At 63.2% G+C, this 21,735-nt stretch carries 20 protein-coding genes; 17 read left to right on the top strand and 3 right to left on the bottom strand.

Translation table 11 applies throughout. The features are described from left to right. Positions 1–543: 543 nt before the first annotated feature. The 14 genes from AWB78_RS03115 (at position 544) to AWB78_RS03050 (ending at position 13,756) form a co-directional block, all read left to right on the top strand. Entirely contained in the window at positions 544–1,008 is a 465-nt protein-coding gene (locus AWB78_RS03115; protein WP_062602137.1) for a universal stress protein, read from the top strand. Positions 1,009–1,461: 453 nt separating this feature from the next. Continuing rightward, positions 1,462–2,112 (top strand): cytochrome c3 family protein, encoded by a 651-nt coding sequence (locus tag AWB78_RS03110; protein WP_062602135.1) that lies wholly within the window; start codon positions 1,462–1,464, stop codon positions 2,110–2,112. A gap of 4 nt (positions 2,113–2,116) precedes the next feature. Beyond that, a complete protein-coding gene (locus tag AWB78_RS03105; protein WP_062602133.1) occupies positions 2,117–4,981 on the top strand; it encodes a 4Fe-4S dicluster domain-containing protein in 2,865 nt (954 codons plus the stop codon). Then, complete coding sequence (nrfD, locus tag AWB78_RS03100; RefSeq protein ID WP_062602131.1) at positions 4,978–6,363, top strand: NrfD/PsrC family molybdoenzyme membrane anchor subunit; 1,386 nt, start codon at positions 4,978–4,980, stop codon at positions 6,361–6,363. Before AWB78_RS03105 ends, nrfD begins: the two co-directional genes overlap by 4 nt. Continuing rightward, on the top strand, positions 6,360–6,893 hold the full coding sequence (locus tag AWB78_RS03095) for a DUF3341 domain-containing protein (RefSeq protein ID WP_062602129.1): 534 nt from the start codon (positions 6,360–6,362) through the stop codon (positions 6,891–6,893). The genes nrfD and AWB78_RS03095 overlap by 4 nt, the downstream gene beginning before the upstream one ends. After that, complete coding sequence (locus tag AWB78_RS03090; RefSeq protein WP_062602126.1) at positions 6,890–7,513, top strand: c-type cytochrome; 624 nt, start codon at positions 6,890–6,892, stop codon at positions 7,511–7,513. The genes AWB78_RS03095 and AWB78_RS03090 overlap by 4 nt, the downstream gene beginning before the upstream one ends. After that, on the top strand, positions 7,510–8,598 hold the full coding sequence (locus AWB78_RS03085; RefSeq protein ID WP_062602124.1) for a hypothetical protein: 1,089 nt from the start codon (positions 7,510–7,512) through the stop codon (positions 8,596–8,598). Before AWB78_RS03090 ends, AWB78_RS03085 begins: the two co-directional genes overlap by 4 nt. Continuing rightward, on the top strand, positions 8,591–8,986 hold the full coding sequence (locus tag AWB78_RS03080) for a hypothetical protein (protein ID WP_062602122.1): 396 nt from the start codon (positions 8,591–8,593) through the stop codon (positions 8,984–8,986). The genes AWB78_RS03085 and AWB78_RS03080 overlap by 8 nt, the downstream gene beginning before the upstream one ends. Next, positions 8,983–9,831 (top strand): SCO family protein, encoded by an 849-nt coding sequence (locus AWB78_RS03075; protein ID WP_062602119.1) that lies wholly within the window; start codon positions 8,983–8,985, stop codon positions 9,829–9,831. The genes AWB78_RS03080 and AWB78_RS03075 overlap by 4 nt, the downstream gene beginning before the upstream one ends. Continuing rightward, entirely contained in the window at positions 9,828–10,778 is a 951-nt protein-coding gene (gene coxB, locus AWB78_RS03070; protein WP_062602418.1) for a cytochrome c oxidase subunit II, read from the top strand. Before AWB78_RS03075 ends, coxB begins: the two co-directional genes overlap by 4 nt. Beyond that, entirely contained in the window at positions 10,759–12,381 is a 1,623-nt protein-coding gene (gene ctaD / locus AWB78_RS03065; RefSeq protein WP_062602116.1) for a cytochrome c oxidase subunit I, read from the top strand. The genes coxB and ctaD overlap by 20 nt, the downstream gene beginning before the upstream one ends. After that, positions 12,378–13,019 (top strand): cytochrome c oxidase subunit 3, encoded by a 642-nt coding sequence (locus AWB78_RS03060; protein WP_062602113.1) that lies wholly within the window; start codon positions 12,378–12,380, stop codon positions 13,017–13,019. The genes ctaD and AWB78_RS03060 overlap by 4 nt, the downstream gene beginning before the upstream one ends. Beyond that, positions 13,016–13,357 carry a cytochrome C oxidase subunit IV family protein gene (locus AWB78_RS03055; protein WP_062602111.1) on the top strand — a complete coding sequence of 114 codons (342 nt, stop codon included), beginning with the start codon at positions 13,016–13,018 and terminating at the stop codon, positions 13,355–13,357. Before AWB78_RS03060 ends, AWB78_RS03055 begins: the two co-directional genes overlap by 4 nt. Positions 13,358–13,423: 66 nt before the next feature. Then, complete coding sequence (locus tag AWB78_RS03050) at positions 13,424–13,756, top strand: DUF2322 family protein (protein WP_062602108.1); 333 nt, start codon at positions 13,424–13,426, stop codon at positions 13,754–13,756. A 67-nt stretch (positions 13,757–13,823) separates the two neighbouring features. On the opposite strand, the gene AWB78_RS03045 is transcribed toward AWB78_RS03050, so the two are convergent. Beyond that, a complete protein-coding gene (locus AWB78_RS03045) occupies positions 13,824–15,176 on the bottom strand; it encodes an MFS transporter (protein WP_062602106.1) in 1,353 nt (450 codons plus the stop codon). A 196-nt stretch (positions 15,177–15,372) separates the two neighbouring features. Next, entirely contained in the window at positions 15,373–16,290 is a 918-nt protein-coding gene (gene kdgD / locus AWB78_RS03040; RefSeq protein ID WP_062602416.1) for a 5-dehydro-4-deoxyglucarate dehydratase, read from the bottom strand. Between the two features lie 200 nt (positions 16,291–16,490). On the opposite strand from kdgD, the gene garD reads away from it, so the two are divergent. The 3 genes from garD (at position 16,491) to AWB78_RS03025 (ending at position 20,677) form a co-directional block, all read left to right on the top strand. Next, positions 16,491–18,083 carry a galactarate dehydratase gene (garD, locus tag AWB78_RS03035; protein ID WP_062602104.1) on the top strand — a complete coding sequence of 531 codons (1,593 nt, stop codon included), beginning with the start codon at positions 16,491–16,493 and terminating at the stop codon, positions 18,081–18,083. 100 nt (positions 18,084–18,183) lie between these two features. Continuing rightward, positions 18,184–19,380 (top strand): MFS transporter, encoded by a 1,197-nt coding sequence (locus tag AWB78_RS03030; RefSeq protein WP_062602103.1) that lies wholly within the window; start codon positions 18,184–18,186, stop codon positions 19,378–19,380. A 52-nt stretch (positions 19,381–19,432) separates the two neighbouring features. After that, on the top strand, positions 19,433–20,677 hold the full coding sequence (locus AWB78_RS03025; RefSeq protein ID WP_062602101.1) for a Zn-dependent hydrolase: 1,245 nt from the start codon (positions 19,433–19,435) through the stop codon (positions 20,675–20,677). 205 nt (positions 20,678–20,882) lie between these two features. On the opposite strand, the gene AWB78_RS03020 is transcribed toward AWB78_RS03025, so the two are convergent. After that, positions 20,883–21,731, bottom strand: a complete 849-nt coding sequence (locus AWB78_RS03020) for a TauD/TfdA dioxygenase family protein (protein WP_062602098.1) — start codon at positions 21,729–21,731, stop codon at positions 20,883–20,885. Positions 21,732–21,735: the final 4 nt, after the last annotated feature.

The raw sequence follows: 21,735 nt of genomic DNA, 5'->3' as shown, positions 1-21,735 counted from the left end.
TTTTTGACTGGGCCAAGAGACCGGCGCCGTTCGCGGCTGCGGCGCTTGTGCGTGGACCGCGCGCGGCGGTTTCGTTTCAACTCGCCTCGGCCCGTTCGCAAATATGTTTTGGCGTCCAGTCGTCGGCAGGAGATCCACGAGGCATGGTTGCGTCCATCAGGATGAGCACGAGCCGGTGGCCTTGCTCCTCGCCCATGCCTGTCAGAAGCATGGCTCGCCGGGGGGAACGATTACCGGCGGCGCACCCGGACGGCCAATCTGTTTGCCGTGGGGATCATAGACGAATTGCTTATCTCAATGATTAGAAGATAGATGGCGATTTGCATGCCTAATGGAGTTTATGCGGACATCGAAGCCATCGCCCGGCAGGCAAAGAAATCGTTGTTGTGCCATGAAACTCACGCCTTTAACGCGCCTTCAGCGAAATACATCACAACGTGATACATTGAAAATGGCAGGCGACGGCGTCGTCGTCGGTTCGACGCAGGTGATCCGACAGGAGACTCTCCTTGCCAATCTGAAGGACAGTTTGCAGGAGTCGAGATGGCCACATATCGCAGAATCTTATTGTGCTATAACGCCACGCGGGAAGGGCGCTGCGCCTTGAGGCTCGGCGCCGAACTCGCGCTACAGCTTCGCGCCGAAACGCATTTGCTTGCGGTATTGGACGACGCTGCGTGGGCGCGCGGTCTCGACGCCATGCCTGCGGTGCCTTTCGATCTGGAGGAGGCGTCGGCGAAAGAGGTGCTACGTGAAGGCGTCGACAAGCTTGCGCGACTCGGTGTGTCGGCAGCCGGTCACTTTGCGATCGGTAACCCGATGAATCAAATCCCGCGGTTCGCCGAAGAGCTGAAGATCGATCTCATCGTGGTCGGGCATCATCGCAGCGGTCTTCTTGCACGATGGTGGACCGGCCAGGACGACGGCCGCTTGCTCGATCGTGTTTCGTGCAGCGTGCTCGTTGCGATGGATATGGAATCGGTGCAAGCCGCGCAATCGGGGACGTAGGAACGTCCAGATTCGACGCTCCGTACTGGCGGGAATGTGCGAGTTAGTAGTGCCTATAACCATGCGCCAACACGTTCATCGAGTCCGAATCGAGAATGGCTCGCGTTCCGTCGTGAAGCGCTAGAAGCTCACCGAAAGCGTTTGTAAAGGGAAGCGTCAACCACTCTTGATGTCGCATTGGCGTGCGTTTTGGACTGACCTGTTAAACGTACCGGTATTGATTGTAAGAACGACAGCGGCGTTCTCTTCATCAGAAAGTTATGGAACGCAGGCTTCGAAGCGGTCTGATTCCGGAGGCGAGCTGGCGAAGAAGCCGAAGAACACCGGCTCGGCGCCCTAATTCCGCGAACGCCGATGAAGCTTCGTGCTTCGAATGTCGTCATGCAAGCGTTGGCATCGCATTTGCGCCGCGCTCGAAAGATGAAACCCACCTCAGGGATGGCATGAGCTTCCATGGCGCAAGCGTTCAGTCAGTCGACGGTTTTTGCCATCAAGCTGTTCTCCATGACGGCGCTTGTCCTTGTGATCGCCGCCATCACTGCTGCGCGCTGGTACGCCGAGCCCGACGCCAAAGTCCATGAGCCTGTCGAGCAGCCGATCCCTTTCAGCCACAAGCATCATGTCGGCGATGACGGCATCGACTGCCGTTATTGCCATACGTCGGTCGAGAAGTCCGCGTTCGCCGGCATGCCGTCGACGCAGATCTGCCTGACCTGCCATTCGCAGCTGTTCACCGATTCGCCGGTGCTCGCGCCGCTGCACGCAAGCATGGACAGCAACACGCCCATTCGCTGGAACCGCGTGCACGATCTGCCGGACTTCGTCTATTTCGATCACAGCATCCATGTCAACAAGGGCGTCGCGTGTATCGAGTGTCACGGCCGGATCGATGAAATGCCGCTGACCGCGCGCGTGGCATCGCTCGATATGCAGTGGTGCCTCCAGTGTCATCGCACTGCGCCGCAACACATCCGGCCCCTCGCCGATGTGTTCTCGATGACGAATACCCCGCCGTTGTCGCAGCAGGAGATCGGGCAGTTGAACCGGCTCTTTCATCTGCAGGGCACGAGACGGCTGACGGATTGCTCAACTTGTCATCGATAGAACCATGCGCCATCGTCCTTTCATCCCGGTCGTACCGGCCAACGACGAGCTAACGAGCGCCGAACGCCGCACGTTCCTCAAGATCATGGCTGCATCGCTCGCGTTGGCCGGCGCCGGCTGTAGCGGGCCGCCGCAGGAGGTCATCGTCCCCTACGTGCGGATGCCGGAAGAGATGGTGCCCGGCAAGCCGCTGTATTACGCGACGGCTTTCATCCACCACGGTTATGCGCAAGGCGTGCTGGTCGAAAGCGAAATGGGGCGGCCCACGAAAGTGGAAGGCAACCCCGAACATCCCGCGAGCCTCGGTGCGACGGGCATATTCGCGCAGGCCTCGGTGCTGCAACTCTGGGATCCGGACCGTTCGCAGACGGCGCAGCGCGGCGATGTGTTATCGACGTGGGAGGCCTTCAAGGCGGCCCTGGCGCCGCAACGCGCACAGTGGAATGCTAACGACGGCGCCGGCCTTCGCATCCTGACCGGGACCACGACATCGCCGACGCTCGCCGACCAGATTGCCGGCTTGCTGGCGCGCTATCCGAAAGCGCGCTGGCACTGCCATGATCCGCTGCACGACGATGCCGGCTTCGAAGCGGCCCGGCTGGCATTCGGACAGCCTGCCGATATGCTGTATCGCTTCGATCGCGCTGCCATCATAGTGAGCGTCGATGCGGACCCCTTCGTGGACTCGCCCGGAGGCATACGCCACGCGCGCGACTTCCTGCACAACCGCCGCAGTGAAGCGCCGCAGTTCGACAAGCGTCTCTATGCGCTCGAAGCGAGCCCGCAATTGTCTGGCGCACTGGCGGACAACCGCATCGCGATGCCGCCGCACGAGATCGAAAGAACGATATGGCGCATCGCGTCCCGGCTGGGTATGAATAGCGGCGGGCTATCCGAGATTCCGTCCGCTTCCGACGCGCGCGCCGCGAAATGGGAAGAGGTGCTGACACGTCGGCTGGCTGCGCATCGCGGACAGTCGATCATCGTGGCCGGCGGCAGCATGTCGCCGCGCACGCGTGCGCTCGTGCATCGGATGAACGTTCATCTCGGCAACGTCGGCGAAACGATCGTGCCCATCGCACCCGTCGAAGCGCAGCCTGAGAACCACGCCGAATCGCTTGCGATGCTCGTCGACGACATTCACTCCGGCGCGGTGACTTCGCTGATCATGCTGGACGCCAATCCGGTCTACGATGCGCCGCCGGATATCGGCTTTGAGCGCGCCTTGAGCAAGCTGCCGTTTTCGGTGCATCTCGGCCTTTACCGCGACGAAACGGCGCGCGTTACCCAGTGGCACGTGCCGGCGACGCATGCGTTCGAGCAATGGAGCGATGGCCGCGCGTTCGACGGCACGGCGTCCATCGTGCAGCCCATCATTGCGCCGCTTTATCACGGCCATTCGGCGCATGAGTTGCTGGCCCTTCTGATCGACGGCAACGAGAAAGCAGGGTACGCGCTGGTTCGTGACTACTGGCAGCGCAAACAGCAAGGCGGGAATTTCGAGGAATTCTGGCAGCAGACGCTCCGGCAAGGACTCATCGCGGGCAGCGCCAGTTCGCCGCTCGCGTTGAGCGGTCTTCCCGATCTGCCGCCACCGCCGGATTTCAATGGTCCGGCGCTGCGTGCACTGTTCGTCGCCGATTCGTCGGTTGGAGGCGGCGAGTTCGCCAACAACGGCTGGTTGCAGGAGCTGCCGCGTCCGTTCAGCACGATGACCTGGGACAACGCGGCCTTGCTCGGCGAACGCACCGCGCAGGCTTTGGGCGTGCAAACCGGCGACGTGCTTCGTTTGTCGCTGGAACATGCGCCGGAACGCGTGGTCGAGGCGCCGGCATGGGTGTGGCGCGCTCACGCGGAAGGCGCAATCACGCTGCCGCTCGGCTACGGCAGATGGGCAGCCGGTCATGTCGGCAACGGCGTGGGCTTCGATGCATACCGTCTCAGAGTCTTGCGAGGCTCGCACGCGTTGAAGGCGGAAAAGACCGGCCGCCAGATTGCATTTGCCACCACGCAAAACCATCAGCAGATGGAAGGGCGCGAGATCGTGCAGATGGCGAAGCTCGATGAATTCCACCGTAACCCGCACTTCGCCAATGACGAGCCGCGCAAGCGCACGCCCGAGATGTCGATCTATCCGGAGTGGCAATACAAGGACTACAAGTGGGGCATGGCGATCGACCTGAATGCCTGCATCGGCTGTCGCGCGTGCACCATCGCCTGTCAGGCCGAGAACAACATCCCCGTGGTCGGGAAGGAAGAAGTCGCGCGCGGGCGGGAGATGCACTGGATTCGCGTCGATCGTTACGACGTCGGACCGGCTTCCAGTCCGCGCAGCGCCTTTCAGCCCGTACCCTGCATGCATTGTGAAACCGCGCCTTGCGAAGAAGTGTGTCCGGTGGGCGCGGCCGTGCACGACAGCGAGGGCCTCAACGTGCAGGTCTATAACCGCTGCGTGGGTACGCGCTTTTGCTCGAACAACTGCCCCTACAAGGTCCGGCGCTTCAACTTCCTGCAATACGCGAATACGGCTATCGACCGCCCCAGACCCGCCTACAACCCCGAGGTGACGGTGAGGCGCAGAGGTGTGATGGAGAAGTGCACCTACTGCCTGCAACGCATCACGCGCGGGCGCATCGAGGCCGAAAAGCTCGGGCGGCGCTTGCAGGACGGCGAGGTGGTGACCGCGTGCCAGGCCGTATGCCCGACCGAAGCCATCTCGTTCGGCGATCTCAACGATCCGGCGAGCAAGGTCAATCGGGCCAAGGCGTCGCCGCTGGACTACGCGCTGCTGGCCGAACTGAATACGCGGCCACGGACCACGTATGCGGCGCTCATTCTCAATCCCGATGACGAACTGGAGCAGGCATGAACCCGGCCCAGGAACAGCCGCCCGTTTCTAAGGATAGCGACGTCCTGCGCGCCGGTTGGGGCTATGCGAGCGTCAGCGACAAGATCGCGAACCTCGTCCTCGAGCGCCCCGTCCGCTGGCCGTGGATGACCGCATTCCTCGTGACATTCGCCGGCACGTTGATGCTGCTTGGCGCGATTACGTGGCTCTTCGTCAAGGGCGTCGGCATCTGGGGCGTCAACATTCCCGTTGCGTGGGGCTTCGCAATCGGCAACTTCGTCTGGTGGATCGGCATCGGTCATGCCGGCACCTTTATTTCGGCGTTCCTCTTGCTGTTGCGTCAAAAGTGGCGCACGTCGATCAATCGCTTCGCGGAGGCCATGACGCTGTTCGCGGCCAGTATCGCGGGGCTTTTTCCCATCCTGCATCTGGGGCGGCCCTGGTTCTTTTACTGGCTCATTCCTTATCCCAGCGTCATGAACGTATGGCCGCAATGGCGCAGCCCTTTGGTGTGGGATATCTTCGCGATCAGCACGTATCTGATCGTGTCGCTGCTCTTCTGGTATGTCGGCCTGATTCCCGACCTGGGTACGCTGCGCGACCGGTCGTGCGCTGCCGGCAGGCGCTTCGCGACCTTTGCCTACGGCCTGCTCGCGCTCGGCTGGCGCGGCGAGGCGCGGCATTGGGCGCGCTACGAAAGTGCCTATCTGTTGCTGGCGGGACTCGCCACGCCGCTCGTGATTTCGGTGCATTCGGTGGTCTCGCTGGACTTCGCGATAGGCAACACACCGGGCTATCACTCCACTATTTTTCCGCCTTACTTCGTGGCCGGCGCGTTGTTCTCCGGCTTTGCGATGGTCCTCACACTCGCCATTCCGCTGCGCTACTTTTTCGGCCTGGAGGATTTCATCACGCAACGGCATCTGGCGAACGCGGCGAAGGTGATGCTGGCGACCAGCCTGATCGTCGTCTATGGATACGCGGCGGAGATCCTCACGGCCTTTTACGGCGCGGATGTGTTCGAGCAATACATGACCGTCAATCGCTGGCTGGGTCCTTATGCGCCGGTTTACTGGTCGATGATGTTCTGCAATGTCGCCGTGCCGCAGCTTTTGTGGTTTCGCCGTGTGCGCCATAGCGTGCTGACGTTGTTTGCGATCAGCCTCGTCGTCAATGTCGGCATGTGGATGGAAAGATTTCTTATCGTGGTCTCCAGTCTGCATCGCGACTTCATGCCGTCCGCCTGGGGACTCTTCATCCCCACGGTCTGGGACTGGGTGACACTGCTCGGGTCGATCGCTTTCTTCGCTTGGCTGTTTCTGCTGTTCATCCGCTTTCTGCCGGTCATTTCGATCGCAGAGATGCGCGAACTCGTCCATGAAAGCGCGGAGGGCGAAGCATGAGCGACGATATCTACGGTCTGCTCGCGGAATTCCGCACCAGTGAAGCGTTGCTCGAAGCGGCAAAGCGCGCGCGAGATAGCGGCTTTCGCTATGTGGAAGCCTATTCGCCCTACGCGGTGGAAGGGATCGCCGAAGCGGTGGGTTTCAGACGCGACAGGGTGCCGCTCATCACGCTCGTCGGCGGCGTCGTGGGCGCAGTGGGCGGCTATTTCCTGCAATGGTATTCGGCGGTGATCGACTATCCGATCAACGTCGGCGGACGGCCTTTGCATAGCTGGCCATCGTTCATCGTGCCGACATTTGAGCTGACCATCCTGGGCGCCGCGATCGCTGCGGTGATCGGCATGCTGGCCGCGAACGGATTGCCGCGCCTGACTCATCCGATTTTCAATGCACCTCATTTCGAACAGGCCACGCGCAACCGGTTTTTCCTGTGCGTGACGGCGCGCGACCCGCATTTCGATATCGAGCGCAGCAGGCGCTTTCTCGAAGGATTGCAACCGATGTCCGTCGTCGAGGTGCCGCGATGAAGCAGGTGGCGGAGATCCTGTTGTCCTGCTGCGTGGCGGCGTTGCTGAGCGGATGCGAGAAGGCGAAGCAGGACATGTACGATCAGCCCAAATACAAGCCGCTTTCGCGTAGCGAGCTGTTCGCGGACGGCAATTCATCGCGCCCGCTTCCGCAAGGCAGCGTGCCCTATTCGAAGGGACCGTTCGCCGGGACATCGAGCGGGCGCGAGGGCACCGATGAAGTGACCAGAGACATCGCCGCCGGGACTGCGCAAACCAATCCCTATCCGGTGACGATGCAACTTCTGCTACGCGGAAGACAACGGTACGAGATTTATTGCATGCCGTGCCACAGCGCGGTTGGCGACGGTGACGGCTTCATCGCTCGACGGGGTTTTCCCCATCCGCCTTCGTATCACGACGATCGCCTGCGCCAGGCGCCCGACCGGCACTTCTTCGACGTGGTCACCAACGGCTATGGCGTCATGTATCCGTACGCCGACAGAGTCGATGCGCCCGACCGATGGGCCATCGTCGCTTATATCCGCGCGCTGCAGTTGAGCCAGCACGCCGACGTCTCGAAGTTGCCCGCCGATGTGCTCGAGCATCTGAAAGCCGCGAATACGGGAGGCGCGCAATGAACCGCTATCTCCCGCTGGCTGCGCTTGCCGTCCTGGTTGCTGCCTGCATCGCGGCCTGGTCGTTCGCTCCCCAGGCGCTGCTGGGCGCTTATCTTGCAACCTGGTGGTTCTGCTGCGGGTTGGTGATGGGTGGCCTCGCGAACGTCTGGGTCCATAACCTGACCGGCGGGCGATGGGGCGAAGCGATTCGCCAACCCTTGCTCGAACTGTCGCGCGTCATGTGGATTCTGGCCTTGCTTTTCCTGCCGGTGCTGATCGGCATGCACGAACTGTATCCATGGGCGCCGCGAGCATCCACAGGCGTCGAGCGCTGGGCGGGCGAGCTGCCGGCCAGGAGTGCGTGGTTCAAGAGCATGTGGCTCATGCCATGGTTCTTCGTCGCGCGCAGTGTCTTCTATCTCGCGGTGTGGACGGTGCTCGCATCGCTATCGAGGCAACCGGCGTGGCGGCGATCCGCACGGTTCTCGGCGGCAGCGCTGATCGTCTACGGCTTGACGATAAGCCTTGCCGCACTGGACTGGGTGATGTCGCTGATGCCGGTCTGGTATTCGAGCGTGTTCGGCATGCTGGTCGGCGTGAGCCAGGCGCTCGCCGGCATGGCGCTCGCGGCGCTGCTCGCGACACGCACGCGTCCTTTGCCGCAGCCCATCATCTTTCGCGACCTCGGCAACCTGCTGCTGATGTACGTGATGACATGGGCCTATCTCGCGTTCACGCAGTTCCTCATCATCTGGGCCGAAAATCTGCCGCATGAAATCGCGTGGTACATCCCGCGCATGCAGCACGGCTGGCTCTACGTCGCATGGCTTCTGGCGCTGTTTCATTTTTTTGCGCCGCTGCTGATCCCGCTTTTTCGCAATGCCAAGGAAGCGCCCGCGCTGCTCGGGTGGCTGGCGGCCGGGTTGCTTGCCGCTCATCAGCTCGATGTCTGGTGGACGATCTTTCCCTCGCTTCCGGTTGGATGGTTGCAGTGGCTATGGACCGTGCCGCTCACGATCAGCGCTTTCCTCGTGGCTGCTTATGTGGCGATGAAGAAGCGCGGCGGCATCGCCTCGACCACCGCAGCAGGAGTCGGCCATGTCTGAGCGCCAGCCGGAAACCTCGCCTGCGCCGAATCACGTGAACGTTCGCGGCGTGGTGTGGGGCGGCGCTTCCATTGCGATCGGCATCGTGCTCGTGGTGTTGGCGGCATGGCTCCTCTGGCAGTGGTGGGGCGCTCCGTCCGGCGCGCAGCCCTATGGCGGGCCGGATGCCGGGAAGGTGCCACGAGTGGCGCCGCCCACATTGCAAAGCGCACCGCGGCAGGATCGCGCGCAGTATGAGGCGGAAAAGCGCAAGTTGCTCGAATCGTGGGAATGGATCGATCGGAAAGGCGGCATCGCGCGTATTCCCATCGAAGAGGCGATGCGCATCACGAGCCAAGGGCAAAGCCAAAGCGGTAAATCGGCCGATGTGCGCAAGGAGTCTCCATGACACGTCTGCACGGATCGCGGCGTAGTGCGAGCGGGACCAGCGGCATCGCGCGGGGGAGCGTGCGCCGATGGACGCTGCTCCTGGTCTTCGCCTGCGTCATCGGCCTCATGCATCATCCGGTGCGCGCGCAGGCGCTCGCGGTTCGTCCGCCGGAGCAGACGCGATACGTGCAACGGCTCGATGCGAAACTGCCTTTATCCAGCACATTTATCGACGACAACGGAAAGCCCGCGCATCTCGGCGCATATTTCGGCGACCGGCCGGTGGTGTTGGTGCTGGGCTATTTCCATTGCCCCAACCTGTGCAGCACGCTGATGGACGGCGTGCTCCAGAGTCTTGCCGCCGTGGGCCTGCCGCCACATGCCTACCGGGTGCTGGGCGTAAGCATCGATCCGTCGGAGACGCCCAGGCTCGCCGCCAGCAAGAAGGCCTCTTATGCGCCCCTGCTTGGCAACACGGGCGCCGAGCTGACCCTGCTGACCGGAACGAAGCCGGACATCGACGCACTCGCGCGCAGCGTCGGGTTCGAATACGTCTACGACCGGCAATTGCAGCAGTACATGCATCCGGCAGGCTTCATCGTGGCCACGCAAGACGGCCGCATCTCTCATTACTTCATGGGTGTGCGTTTCGATCCGCGCGATCTGCGGCTCGCGCTGATCGATGCTTCGTCGGGACACATCGGCTCGCCGGTCGACCAGTTGCTGTTGCTGTGCTCGCATTACGACCCGGTGACGGGCCGTTACAGCGCGCAGATTATCGCGGGCGTGCGCGCGGCATGTCTGATGGTGCTGGCGGCGCTTCTCGTCTTGCTGTGGCGCGCGACGAAAAGGAGCGCGACATGAATGCTTCCTTTCACTTCTTTCCGCACAGCGCGACGACGGCAAGCGGCCGCTACGATGCGCTCTTCATCGCGCAGCTCATTGTGTTGGCCGCGGTTGCGCTCGCCGTGGCGCTGTTGATCGTGATCTTTTCGATTCGCTACCGCGCGGGATCGACGGCCGATCGCAGTCATGCGCCGACGTCCGCCCGCGCGGTCGAAATCGCCTGGACCGTGACGCCGCTCGTGCTCTTTATCGGCACGTTCGCATGGGCCGCCTACGACTTCACGCAACTCTATCGCGTGCCGCCCGATGCGATGCCGGTGTTCGTGGTCGCAAAGCAGTGGATGTGGAAGCTGGAGCACGCGAACGGCAAGCGGGAAATCGACGAATTGCATGTGCCGGTGAACAGGCCGGTGCGCATCGTGATGACTTCACAGGACGTCATTCATAGCTTTTACGTGCCCGATTTCCGGATCAAGCAGGACGTCGTGCCGGGCCGATACACGACGATCTGGTTCACCGCGACCGAAACAGGCGAATTCCATCTCCATTGCGCCGAATATTGCGGCACTGACCACGCGGCCATGGGCGGGCGCATCGTCGTGATGCAGCCGGGCGATTTTGCCGCGTGGCTCGCGAGCGGCAATCATCAGCCGGGCATGGCCGCGCGCGGCTTCGAGCTATACCGGCGCTATGGTTGCAGCGGATGCCATGAGGCGCAATCCTCGGTTCACGCGCCCGATCTGCACGGATTGCTGGGGCGTGAAGTTCATCTCGCCGATGGCCGGTCGCTCATTGCCGACGAAGTCTATATCCGCGACTCCATGCTGCTGCCGCGCAAGGACGTCGTGGCCGGATACGAGCCCATCATGCCGTCGTTCGCCGGTCAGATCAGCGAGGACGACATATTGGCCATCATCGAATACATCCGTTCCACCGGAGGCGATCATGCACGCGCGAGTCAGTGAAGCCGAAGCGCCGGACTATCTCGACGAGTGGACGCTGAAGTCGTGGCTCACCACGCACGATCACAAGCGCATTGGCTGGCTTTACATGGTGTCGATCACGGCGTTCTTTTTCGTGGGCGGCGCGGCCGCGGCCCTCATGCGGCTGAATCTCATGACGCCGCAAGGCCAACTGGTTTCGGCCGACACGTATAACCGGCTGTTCACCGCACATGGCGTGATCATGGTGTGGATGTTCCTGATCCCGTCGATTCCTTCGGCGCTCGGCAACTTTCTGATGCCGATGATGATAGGCGCGCGCGATCTCGCCTTTCCGCGCCTGAACCTCCTGAGCTGGTACATCTTCGTGGTGGGCGGCCTCTTCACGATGGGCGCGCTCTACGCGGGCGGCGTGGATACCGGATGGACCTTTTACACGCCGTTCTCGACGATGTTCTCGAACAGCAACGTGATCATCGCGGTGGTCGGCGTATTCATCGTCGGCTTTTCCTCCATCCTGACGGGCCTCAATTTCATCGTCACCGTGCATACGATGCGCGCGCCGGGCATGACGTGGTTCCGCTTGCCGCTCTTCGTCTGGGCCAACTACGCCACCTCGATCATCCTCGTGCTGGCCACGCCGGTGCTGGCGATGACGCTCGCGTTGCTGGCGGCGGAACGCCTGCTGCACATCGGCATCTTCGATCCGGCGCTCGGCGGCGATCCGCTGCTCTTCCAGCACCTCTTCTGGTTCTACTCGCATCCGGCGGTTTACATCATGGTGCTGCCCGCGATGGGCGTGGCGAGTGAAATCATTCCGTGCTTCGCGCGCAAGCGCGTCTTCGGCTATCGCTTCATGGCGTACGCGATTCTCGGCATCGCATCGATCGGCTTTCTGGTCTGGGGCCATCACATGTTCGTCTCGGGTCAGTCGATGTACGCGAGCATGGTGTTCTCGCTGCTGTCCTTTCTGGTTGCGATTCCATCGGCCATCAAGGTCTTCAACTGGACCGCGACGCTCTACAAGGGCCGCATTACCTTTTCCGCACCCATGCTCTACGCGCTCGGCTTCGTCGGGCTTTTCACCATCGGCGGGCTCGCGGGGTTGACGCTGGCCTCGCTGGCGTTGGACGTTCATCTGACGGACACGTATTACGTCATCGCCCATTTTCACTACATCATGGTGGGCGGCACCGTGATGGCTTATCTGGGCGGCATCCACTTCTGGTGGCCGAAGATGACGGGGCGCATGTACCCGGAAATGCTGGGCCGCGTGGCCGCGCTGATCATTTTCTTCGGCTTCAATCTGACATTCTTTCCGCAGTACCTGCTCGGCTTCGAAGGCATGCCGCGTCGCTATCATGCGTATCCGCCGGAGTTTCAGGTGCTCAATGTCTTGTCGTCGGCGGGTGCATCGATTCTCGCGGTCGGCTATCTGATGCCCTTCGGCTATCTGATATGGTCGCTCTTCTATGGCAAGCCTGCGGGACCGAACCCCTGGCGTGCCACCGGCCTCGAATGGCAAACGGCTTCGCCGCCGCCCAAGCATAACTTCGAGCATCCGCCCGTCGTGCAGCGCGATCCATATCTCTACGATCCGGAAACCGGAGACGAGGCGCCGCAATGAGCCGTCATGCCGAACAGTTCGATAACGCCGCGCAGCAGGAAGAAGCGTCCACGCTGGGCATGTGGACCTTCATTGCGACGGAGCTGATGTTCTTCGGCCCGCTTTTTTTCGGCTACCTCTACGGACGCACGCATTTTCCCGAAGGCTTTGCCGCCGCGAGCCGTCACACCGATGTCATGCTCGGCACGATCAACACGGCCGTGCTATTGACGAGCAGCATGACGATGGCGATCGCCGTGCAGGCACGAAAGATCGATGCAATGCGGCTCGCGGCGCGCATGCTGTTTTTCACGGCCGCGCTCGGCGGCGTATTCCTTGCCATCAAGGGCATCGAGTATTGGAAGGAGTGGCAAGAGCACCTCGTGCCCGGCGCGGGCTTCGCATTTCCCGAGCCGAGCCATGCCGATGCCGCGCAGTTGTTCTATTTCCTCTATTTCGGCATGACCGGCCTTCATGCACTGCATCTGATCATCGGCATTGTCATGGTCGTTCTCTTCGCGCTCGAACTTTCCCGTCGTGAGCGCTTGTTTGCGAAAGCCGAGCGTATCGAAGTGGCCGGTCTTTACTGGCATTTCGTCGACATCGTATGGATCTTTCTTTATCCCTTGTTGTATCTCGTAGGAAGGAGTGGCGGATGAACTTACATGAGGTACGCCGCTACGCGGACGAACTCAAGGTATGGGCCGCACTGTTGGCGCTGCTGCTGCTGACGTTCGGCAGTTCGTATCTGAAGCTGGGCGCGTGGAATAGCGCGATCAACCTTCTCATTGGGGTCGCGAAAGCGTTGCTCGTGGCGATCTTTTTCATGAATTTGCGCAGGGCCTCGCCGATGGTCCGCATCGCCGCGATCACGGCTTTGCTGACACTGAGTCTGCTGTTCGGCCTGAGCGGTACGGATTACATGACGCGGACGATTCACGTGGCGCCGTGGCAGCCACCCGCGGTGCCGCAAGACGCGGGGTCGGCCGGGTCATGACAATGCCGGCTGATGGGCTAAGATACTGCGCCCCGCATCATCAACTCATAACATGGAGTGCTTTTCGTGATCCAGCCGAGCAATGTATTCAAGGATAACCTGGCGCAACTGCCCGCCATCGACGGCATCGAGCGCATCGATCTTATCGACGGCAAAGGCGAAGTGGTCGCCAGCATCGAGAACAAGCCGGGCAAGCAAGGTTCGCTCGCGGTCTATAACTATCTGAAGCAGGCGTTCGGCACGCTGGACGCCAACGCAGCGGAACACGCGCTCGCCGTGTTCGCCGAACATACCGCCGATGCGCGCAATCGTCCGGGCGCGCATCCGAATGTGGATCGCCTGCTCTCGATCGTCGATGGCGGCGAGGCGCTGCGCATCGACGTGATTCAGGCAAGCTGAGCAGCCGCCCAAATGAAACGAGCCCGCTGCGTCATCGACGCAACGGGCTCGTCTCAGTTCAGGCTCATCAAATGCGCAGTTCGACGCGCTTGATGTCCTTCACGATCACGAGATAGCTGAAGACCGTGATCAACGCATTGATCCCGACGAACGCCAGCGCGCCGTTGAACGAGCCCGACTGCGCGACGAGATAGCCGATCACGATCGGCGTCACGATGCCCGCCACGTTGCCGAACATGTTGAAGATCGAGCCGGAAAGGCCGATGGCTTCCTTCGGCGACGTATCCGCGACCACGGCCCAGCCCAATGCGCCGATGCCCTTGCCGAAGAACGCGAGCGACATCAGCGCGACGACGACCCAGTCCGTATCGACATAATTGCAGCCGATGATGCACGACGACAGCAGCATGCCGCCGACGATCGGCACCTTGCGCGCGACGGTCAGCGACTTGCCGCGGCGGATGAGGCCATCGGAGATCACGCCGCCGAGCACGCCGCCCGTGAAGCCGCAGATCGCCGGCAGGGACGCGACGAATCCCGCCTGCAGAATCGTCATGTGACGCGCCTGCACGAGATAGATCGGGAACCACGTGAGGAAGAAGTACGTGAGCACGTTGATGCAGTACTGCGCGAGATACACGCCGAGCAGCATGCGATTGGTGAGCAGTTGCTTCACCACCGGCCAGCCCACGCGATTGCCAGAAGCACGCGATGCGCCGCCCGCGCGCTGATGACCATGCACGAGACCGCCGCCTTCCTCGATGTACTCGAGTTCCTGTTTGTTCACGCGCGGATGGTCCACCGGATTCTTCATCACGGAGAGCCACGTGAGCGCGAGCAGCAGACCGGCGACGCCCATGACGATATACACGTGATGCCAGCCGAATGCGTGCGTGAGCCAGGCCATCAACGGCGTGAAGACGACAGCCGCGAAATACTGCGCGGAGTTGAAGATCGCCGATGCGGTGCCGCGCTCCTTCGTCGGGAACCAGCTCGCGACGACTTTCGCATTGGCCGGGAACGCGGGCGCTTCCGCCGCGCCCATCGCGAAACGCAGCACGAAGAGGGCGGTCACGGCGGTGGCCGCGCTGCCGAGCAGGCCGATCGAGCTCTGCAGCAGCGTGAAGAGCGACCACAGGAAGATGCTCGCCGCATACACGCGCCGCGCGCCGAAGCGGTCGAGCAGCCAGCCCGCGGGCACTTGCGAGAGCACATACGCCCAGCTGAAGGCCGAGAAGATGTAACCCATGCGGATCGCATCGAAGCCGAATTCGGCGCGCATCGCGGAGCCGGTCACGGACAAGGTCGCGCGGTCCGCGTAGTTGAACGTCGTGATCACGAAGATCAGCAACAGAATGAGATAACGCACCTTGGTGCGCTTCATGACGTCCGCGGGATTCGCGGTGCGGCTCATGGACATGGACTTCCCCTTTCACTCGAACGTGCTGATGCACGCAGGGCCACTCGGTTCGTCCTCGAGCGGCCCTCGTGTGCGAAGCGACGCACCACGCCTTGCGGCGTCACGCGTTCCCCCGCTTCGCTTGTCTCCTGCGACCGGAGCTGGCGCTTCAGCGCCTCGCTCCGGTGCTACGCAACTTCATTGCGTGTCGTATTGCTTACTGCGCGCCGAGCTTCTTGATCAGCACGTCGAGCTGCTCGAGCTCTTCTTCGGTCAGATCGGTCAGCGGCGCGCGCACCGGACCCGCGTCGTGGCCGACGAGCTTCGCGCCTGCCTTGACGATCGACACCGCATAGCCCGCCTTGCGATTGCGGATCTTCAGGTACGGCAGGAAGAATTCGTCGATCAGCTTGCCGACGGTCGCGTGGTCGTCCGCGGCGATCGCGCGGTAGAACTCCATCGCGGTCTTCGGGATGAAGTTGAACACCGCCGACGAGTACACCGGCACGCCCAGCGCCTTGTATGCGGCGGCGTAGACTTCGGCCGTCGGCAGGCCGCCGAGGTACGAGAAGCGGTCGCCGAGACGGCGGCGGATCGTCACCATGTTCTCGATTTCACCGACGCCGTCCTTGAAGCCGATCAGGTTCGGGCACGTGTCCGCGAGTTGCTCCAGCATGTCTGCGTTGAGCTTCGAGTTGGCGCGGTTGTAGATGATGACGCCCATGTTCGGCACGGCGCGGCAGACTTCTTCGGCGTGCGCGCGGATGCCTTCCTGCGACGCTTCCGTCAGATAGTGCGGCATCAGCAGAATGCCTTGCGCGCCTTGCTTCTCGGCTTCCTGCGCGAACGCGATGGCCGTGCGGGTCGGGCCGCCCGCGCCCGCGAGAATCGGCACCTTGCCGCGGCACACTTCGGTGGCCGTCTTCACGATCTGCGAATATTCGGGTTGCGTCAGCGAGAAGAACTCGCCCGTGCCGCCCGCGACGAACAGCGCCGAAGCACCATACGGAGCCAGCCATTCGAGGCGCTGCGCGTAGGTGTCCGCGCGGAAGTTGCCTTGTTTGTCGAAGTCCGTGATGGGGAAGGAGAGCAGGCCTTCAGAAACGATTTGCTTCAGTTCTTGCGGTGTCGTCATGGTGTGGATCTCGTTGGTCAGCGACCGGCGGTTGCCGAGCTTATAAGTCATCGTACAACATAGACAGTCGTCGTACAATCGATTTAAGCCAGTAAGATCAATCGACTCGGGTAAATACTTACCAATTGTGACTGTCTATGTTGTAGGATGACATAACTCCAAGCCGCAGCCGCGCGGTGTTCGCTCAAGGATTCGTCAGAATGAATCAGTCCCCTCTCTATATTCGCGTCCATCCGGACGACAACGTCGCGATCGTGGTGAACGACGGCGGTCTCGGCGAAGGCGCCACGTTCGCCGATGGCCTCGTGCTGCGCGAGCGCGTGCCGCAAGGTCACAAGGTCGCGCTGAAGGATCTCGCGGAAGGCGACGCGGTGATCCGCTACAACGTGGTGATCGGCTATGCGACCAGAGCGCTGCCGAAGGGAAGCTGGATCAACGAGCACGTCACGCGCATGCCGACGCCGCCCGAACTGCACGACCTGCCCATCGCGACGATCAAGGCGCCGGACGAATCGCCGCTCGAAGGCTTCACGTTCGAGGGCTATCGCAATGCGGACGGCTCGGTCGGCACGCGCAACATCCTCGCGATCACGACCACCGTGCAATGCGTCGCGGATGTCGTGCAGCACGCGGTCACGCGCATCAAGGCGGAATTGCTGCCGCAATACCCGAATGTCGACGATGTCGTGAGCCTCGGCCACACCTACGGCTGCGGCGTCGCCATCGACGCGCCCGACGCGATGGTGCCCATCCGCACCGTGCGCAACATCGCGCTGAATCCGAACTTCGGCGGCGAAGTGATGATGGTGTCCCTCGGCTGCGAGAAGCTGCAGCCGGAACGCCTGATGCCGCCGGGCACCATTCCGATCGCGTCGGCGTCGGCGGAAACGGAAGACGTCGCGGATATCGGCGACAACACGCACGACGACAACGGCGGCACGGTCGTGCTGCAGGACGAATCGCACGTCGGCTTCGCGTCGATGATCGAGTCGATCATGCGCATGGCGGAAACTCATTTGAAGCGCCTGAACAATCGCCGGCGCGAGACGTGCTCCGCGGCCGATCTCGTCGTCGGCGTGCAGTGCGGCGGCAGCGATGCGTTTTCGGGCCTGACGGCGAATCCGGCTGTCGGCTTCGCGACGGATCTGCTGGTGCGCGCGGGCGCGACGGTGATGTTCTCGGAAGTCACGGAAGTGCGCGATGGCGTCGCGCAACTGACGGCGCGCGCGGCGAACGGCGAAGTGGCGCAGGCCATCATCCGCGAGATGCAGTGGTACGACGATTACCTGAAGCGCGGCGGCGCGGACCGCAGCGCGAACACGACGCCGGGCAACAAGAAGGGCGGGCTGTCGAACATCGTCGAGAAGGCGATGGGCTCCATCGTCAAGTCGGGAAGCTCGGCCATTTCCGGCGTGCTGTCGCCGGGCGAGAAGGTGAAGCAGAAGGGTCTGATCTACGCGGCGACGCCCGCGAGCGATTTCATCTGCGGCACGCTGCAGCTCGCGGCGGGCATCAACCTGCATGTGTTCACGACGGGGCGCGGCACGCCGTACAGCCTCGCGGAAGTGCCGGTGCTCAAGGTCGCGACGCGCTCGGATCTCGCGCGCCGCTGGCACGATCTGATGGACGTGAACGCGGGCACCATCGCGACGGGCGAAGCGACCATCGCGGATGTGGGCTGGGAGCTGTTCCGCCTGATGCTCGATGTCGCGAGCGGGAAGCAGCAGACGAAGGCCGAGGCGCTGAAACTGCACAACGCGCTCGTGCTGTTCAATCCGGCGCCGGTGACCTGATGCGAACCGTGCGGGTCGCAGGAACGAATGCCCCGCTTCGAGCGGGGCATTTTTTTGGTGCGATGGAGTCGAATCAACTCGCCCTCCCGAGTGCCAGCCGATGCCCTCCCGCGCCACATCGCCCCGACGTCCGCCCATGCCCCGCACCATCTGGGCGCTCGGCCTCGTCAGTCTGTTCATGGACCTGTCGTCCGAACTGATTCATGCGCTGCTGCCGATCTACCTCGTGACCACGATGGGCATGAGCGTCACCGCGCTCGGCGCGCTCGAAGGCGCGGCCGAAGCGACATCGATGATCGTGAAGGTCTTTTCCGGCTCGCTGAGCGACTGGCTCGGCCGGCGCAAGGGCCTGCTGCTCTTCGGCTACGGCCTCGCCGCGTTGACGAAGCCGCTGTTCCCTCTCGCCGAAACGCCCGCGGTCGTCGCGGCGGCGCGCCTGCTGGACCGCTTCGGCAAGGGCATCCGTGGCGCGCCGCGCGATGCGCTGGTCGCGGATGTCGCGCCGCCCGAGATCCGTGGCGCCTGCTTCGGCCTGCGCCAGTCGATGGACACCATCGGCGCGTTTGCCGGCCCGCTGCTCGCCATCGTGCTGATGCTCGCGTTCTCCGATCACATCCGCACCGTGCTGTGGTTCGCCGCCATTCCGGCGTTCATCGCGGTGGGCATCATTCTCGTCGGCGTTCGCGAACCCGACTCCGCGCCCGCGCAACGCGCGTTCCGTGCGCCGCTGCACTGGAAGTCGATGCGCGAGTTTTCCGGGCGCTACTGGTATGTCGTCGGCATCGGCGCGACCTTTACGCTCGCGCGCTTCAGCGAGGCGTTCCTCGTGCTGCGCGCGCAGCAGACCGGCCTCGATATCGCCTGGATTCCCGGCGTGATGGTCGTGATGAGCCTAGCCTATGCGCTCAGCGCGTATCCGGCCGGCGTGTTGTCGGATCGCTGGGACCGCCGCGCGCTGCTCGCCTGCGGCCTCGTTCTGCTGATCGCCGCCGATGTGCTGCTCGGTTCCCGCGACTCGATGATCGCGCTGTTCGCGGGCGTCGCCGTGTGGGGGCTGCACATGGGCTTCACGCAGGGCATTCTCGCGGCGATGGTCGCGGAATCGGCGCCGCCCGCGCTGCGCGGCACCGCGTTCGGCGTGTTCAATCTCGCGAGCGGCGTCTGCATGGTGCTGTCGAGCGTGATCGCGGGCTGGATCTGGGACCGCCACGGCGCGTCGATGACATTCTTCGCGGGCGCCGCGATCGCCGTCATACCGCTCATCATGTGCACGATGACGCCGCGCACGCAGCCTTGAGCGCGCGCCGCTGATACGCTACGGCTTTCTCCACGCACGAAGAGGGACAACTGTGTTGAAGATCGATCCGGACCGCTTGCTGAACGACCTCGGACATCTGCGCACGTTCGGCGCGACAGGGCCGGGCGTCGTGCGTCTTTCGCTGTCGCCGGTCGATATGGACGCGCGCCGCTGGCTCGCGGGGCGCCTGAACGACGCCGGCCTGAGCACCACGATCGACGGCGTCGGCACGGTGTTCGGCCGCTCGCGCAACGCCGGCCCCGCGCTTCTGATCGGCTCGCACACGGACACGCAGCCGACCGGCGGCTGGCTCGACGGCGCGCTCGGCGTCATCTACGGCCTGGAGATCGCACGCGCGCTCGCCGAATGCGAGGAGACGCGTCATTTCGCGGTGGACGTCGCATCGTGGATCGACGAAGAGGGCACGTTCTCGGGCTTTCTCGGCAGCCGCAGCTTCGTCGGCGAACGGGTCGATGAGGCTATCGGGAGCGCGCGCAATCGCGAAGGCGTGCTGCTCAGCGATGCACTAAAGCAGGCGGGACTCGCCGAAGCGCCGCGCGTGCGCCTCGAAAAGGCGCGGCACAAGGCGTACATGGAGCCGCACATCGAGCAGGGCGGGCGTCTGGAGGCGCATGGCAAGTCGATCGGCGTGGTGACGACGATCGTCGGCATACGCGAACTCAAGCTGCGCTTCATCGGGCAGCGCAACCACGCGGGCACGACGCCGATGTCGATTCGCCGCGACGCGGGTGCGGCGCTCGTCGCGTTCATCGCGCGCATGGACGAAGCCTTCCGCCAGCTCGCGGATGCGGATACGGTGTGGACCGTCGGACGCATCGACCTCGATCCGGGCTCGTTCAGCGTGGTGCCGGGCGCGGCGGACATGTACCTGCAATTCCGCGACGCCAGCGCCGGGCGTTTGCGCGCGATGGAGACCGCGCTCGCGGCGCTCATCCGCGACTTCAACGCCGAAGGAAAAGTGAGCGTCGCGATGACCGACAGCGAGCCGCCCGAAGAACCGGTGATGATGGACGCCGCATTGCAGGCGCATATCGCCGGCGCCGCCGAAGCGCTCGCGCCGGGACAATGGGAGCGCATGCCGAGCGGCGCGTCACATGATGCGCAGGTCATCGCGCATCATGTGCCGGCGTGCATGCTGTTCGTGCCGAGCATCGGCGGAGTCAGTCACGACTTCATCGAAGACACGGCCGACGCGCATATCGTACTGGGCTGCGAAGTGGCGGCGCAGGCGGCCGCCGACATCCTCCGGCACCTGGCCGGCCAGTCTCCGCGATAAGCCATCCTCGACTACGCGGTCCGGCGCATGGCCGGACCGTTCCCGGGACGCGTTTTACGCGGCGTCGTAGCAGTCGACGGCGTTCTGCACGTGCTCGTGCATCGTCATGGGGATGTCCGCGGGCATCCACTTCGGCCCATACAGCGCGACGGTGATGACGACCTCAATGGTCATCGATGCCGGACCCGAGGTCCGGCATCGAATATCAGAAGGGCGCGTCGCCGATGATGCCCGCGCGCTCCATCTTGCGATGGCACGGCGGATAGTCCATCACCGCATAGTGCTGCGTGCTGCGGTTGTCCCAGATCGCCATGCTGTTCTTCGACCAGCGCCAGCGCACCTGATACTCGGGGATATACGCCTGGCTGATCAGATAGGCGAGCAACTGGCCCGCGCCCGGATTCGCATCCTGGCCGAAGCGCACGCGCTCGGGCGTGTGATAGTTGGTGAAGTGCGTCGTGAACGCGCTGACGAACAGCACCTTCTCGCCGGTCTCGGGATGCGTGCGCACGACCGGATGCTCGGCATCGGGAAACTGCGCCTTGAGCGCGAGACGCTTCTCGATGGGCATGGCCGCGCCGAAGCTCGCCTCGATGCTGTGCCGCGCGCGCAGATCCGCGATCTGCTCCTTCACGTTCGCGGGCAGTCTTTCATACGCGAGCGCCATGTTGGCCCACATCGTGTCGCCGCCGACCGGCGGGCATTCCAGGCAGCGCAGCACGGCGCCGAACTGGGGCGCTTCGCGCCACGTGGCATCCGCGTGCCATGCGTTTTCGTAGCGATCGTTCGGCTGATCCGGATTCTTGTAGATGCGCACGAGGCCGGGATGGTCCGGATCGCTGCCCGCGACCGGATGATCCTCCAGCTCGCCGAAGCGGCGCGCGAACGCGACATGCTCGGCGCGCGTGATTTCCTGGTCGCGCAAGAAGAGCACGCGGTGCGCGAGCAGCGCGGCGCGGATCTCGGCGAAGAGCGAATCGTCGTGAATGGCGTCCGCGAGATGGACGTCCTTGAGTTCAGCGCCGATGGCGCACGTGAGTTGTTCAATACGCATGATG

The organism is Caballeronia calidae (genome assembly GCF_900044055.2).
Taxonomy (GTDB): domain Bacteria; phylum Pseudomonadota; class Gammaproteobacteria; order Burkholderiales; family Burkholderiaceae; genus Caballeronia; species Caballeronia calidae.
The sequence above is the reverse complement of the archived record's forward strand: the minus strand, read 5'-3'. Positions and strand labels throughout refer to the sequence as shown.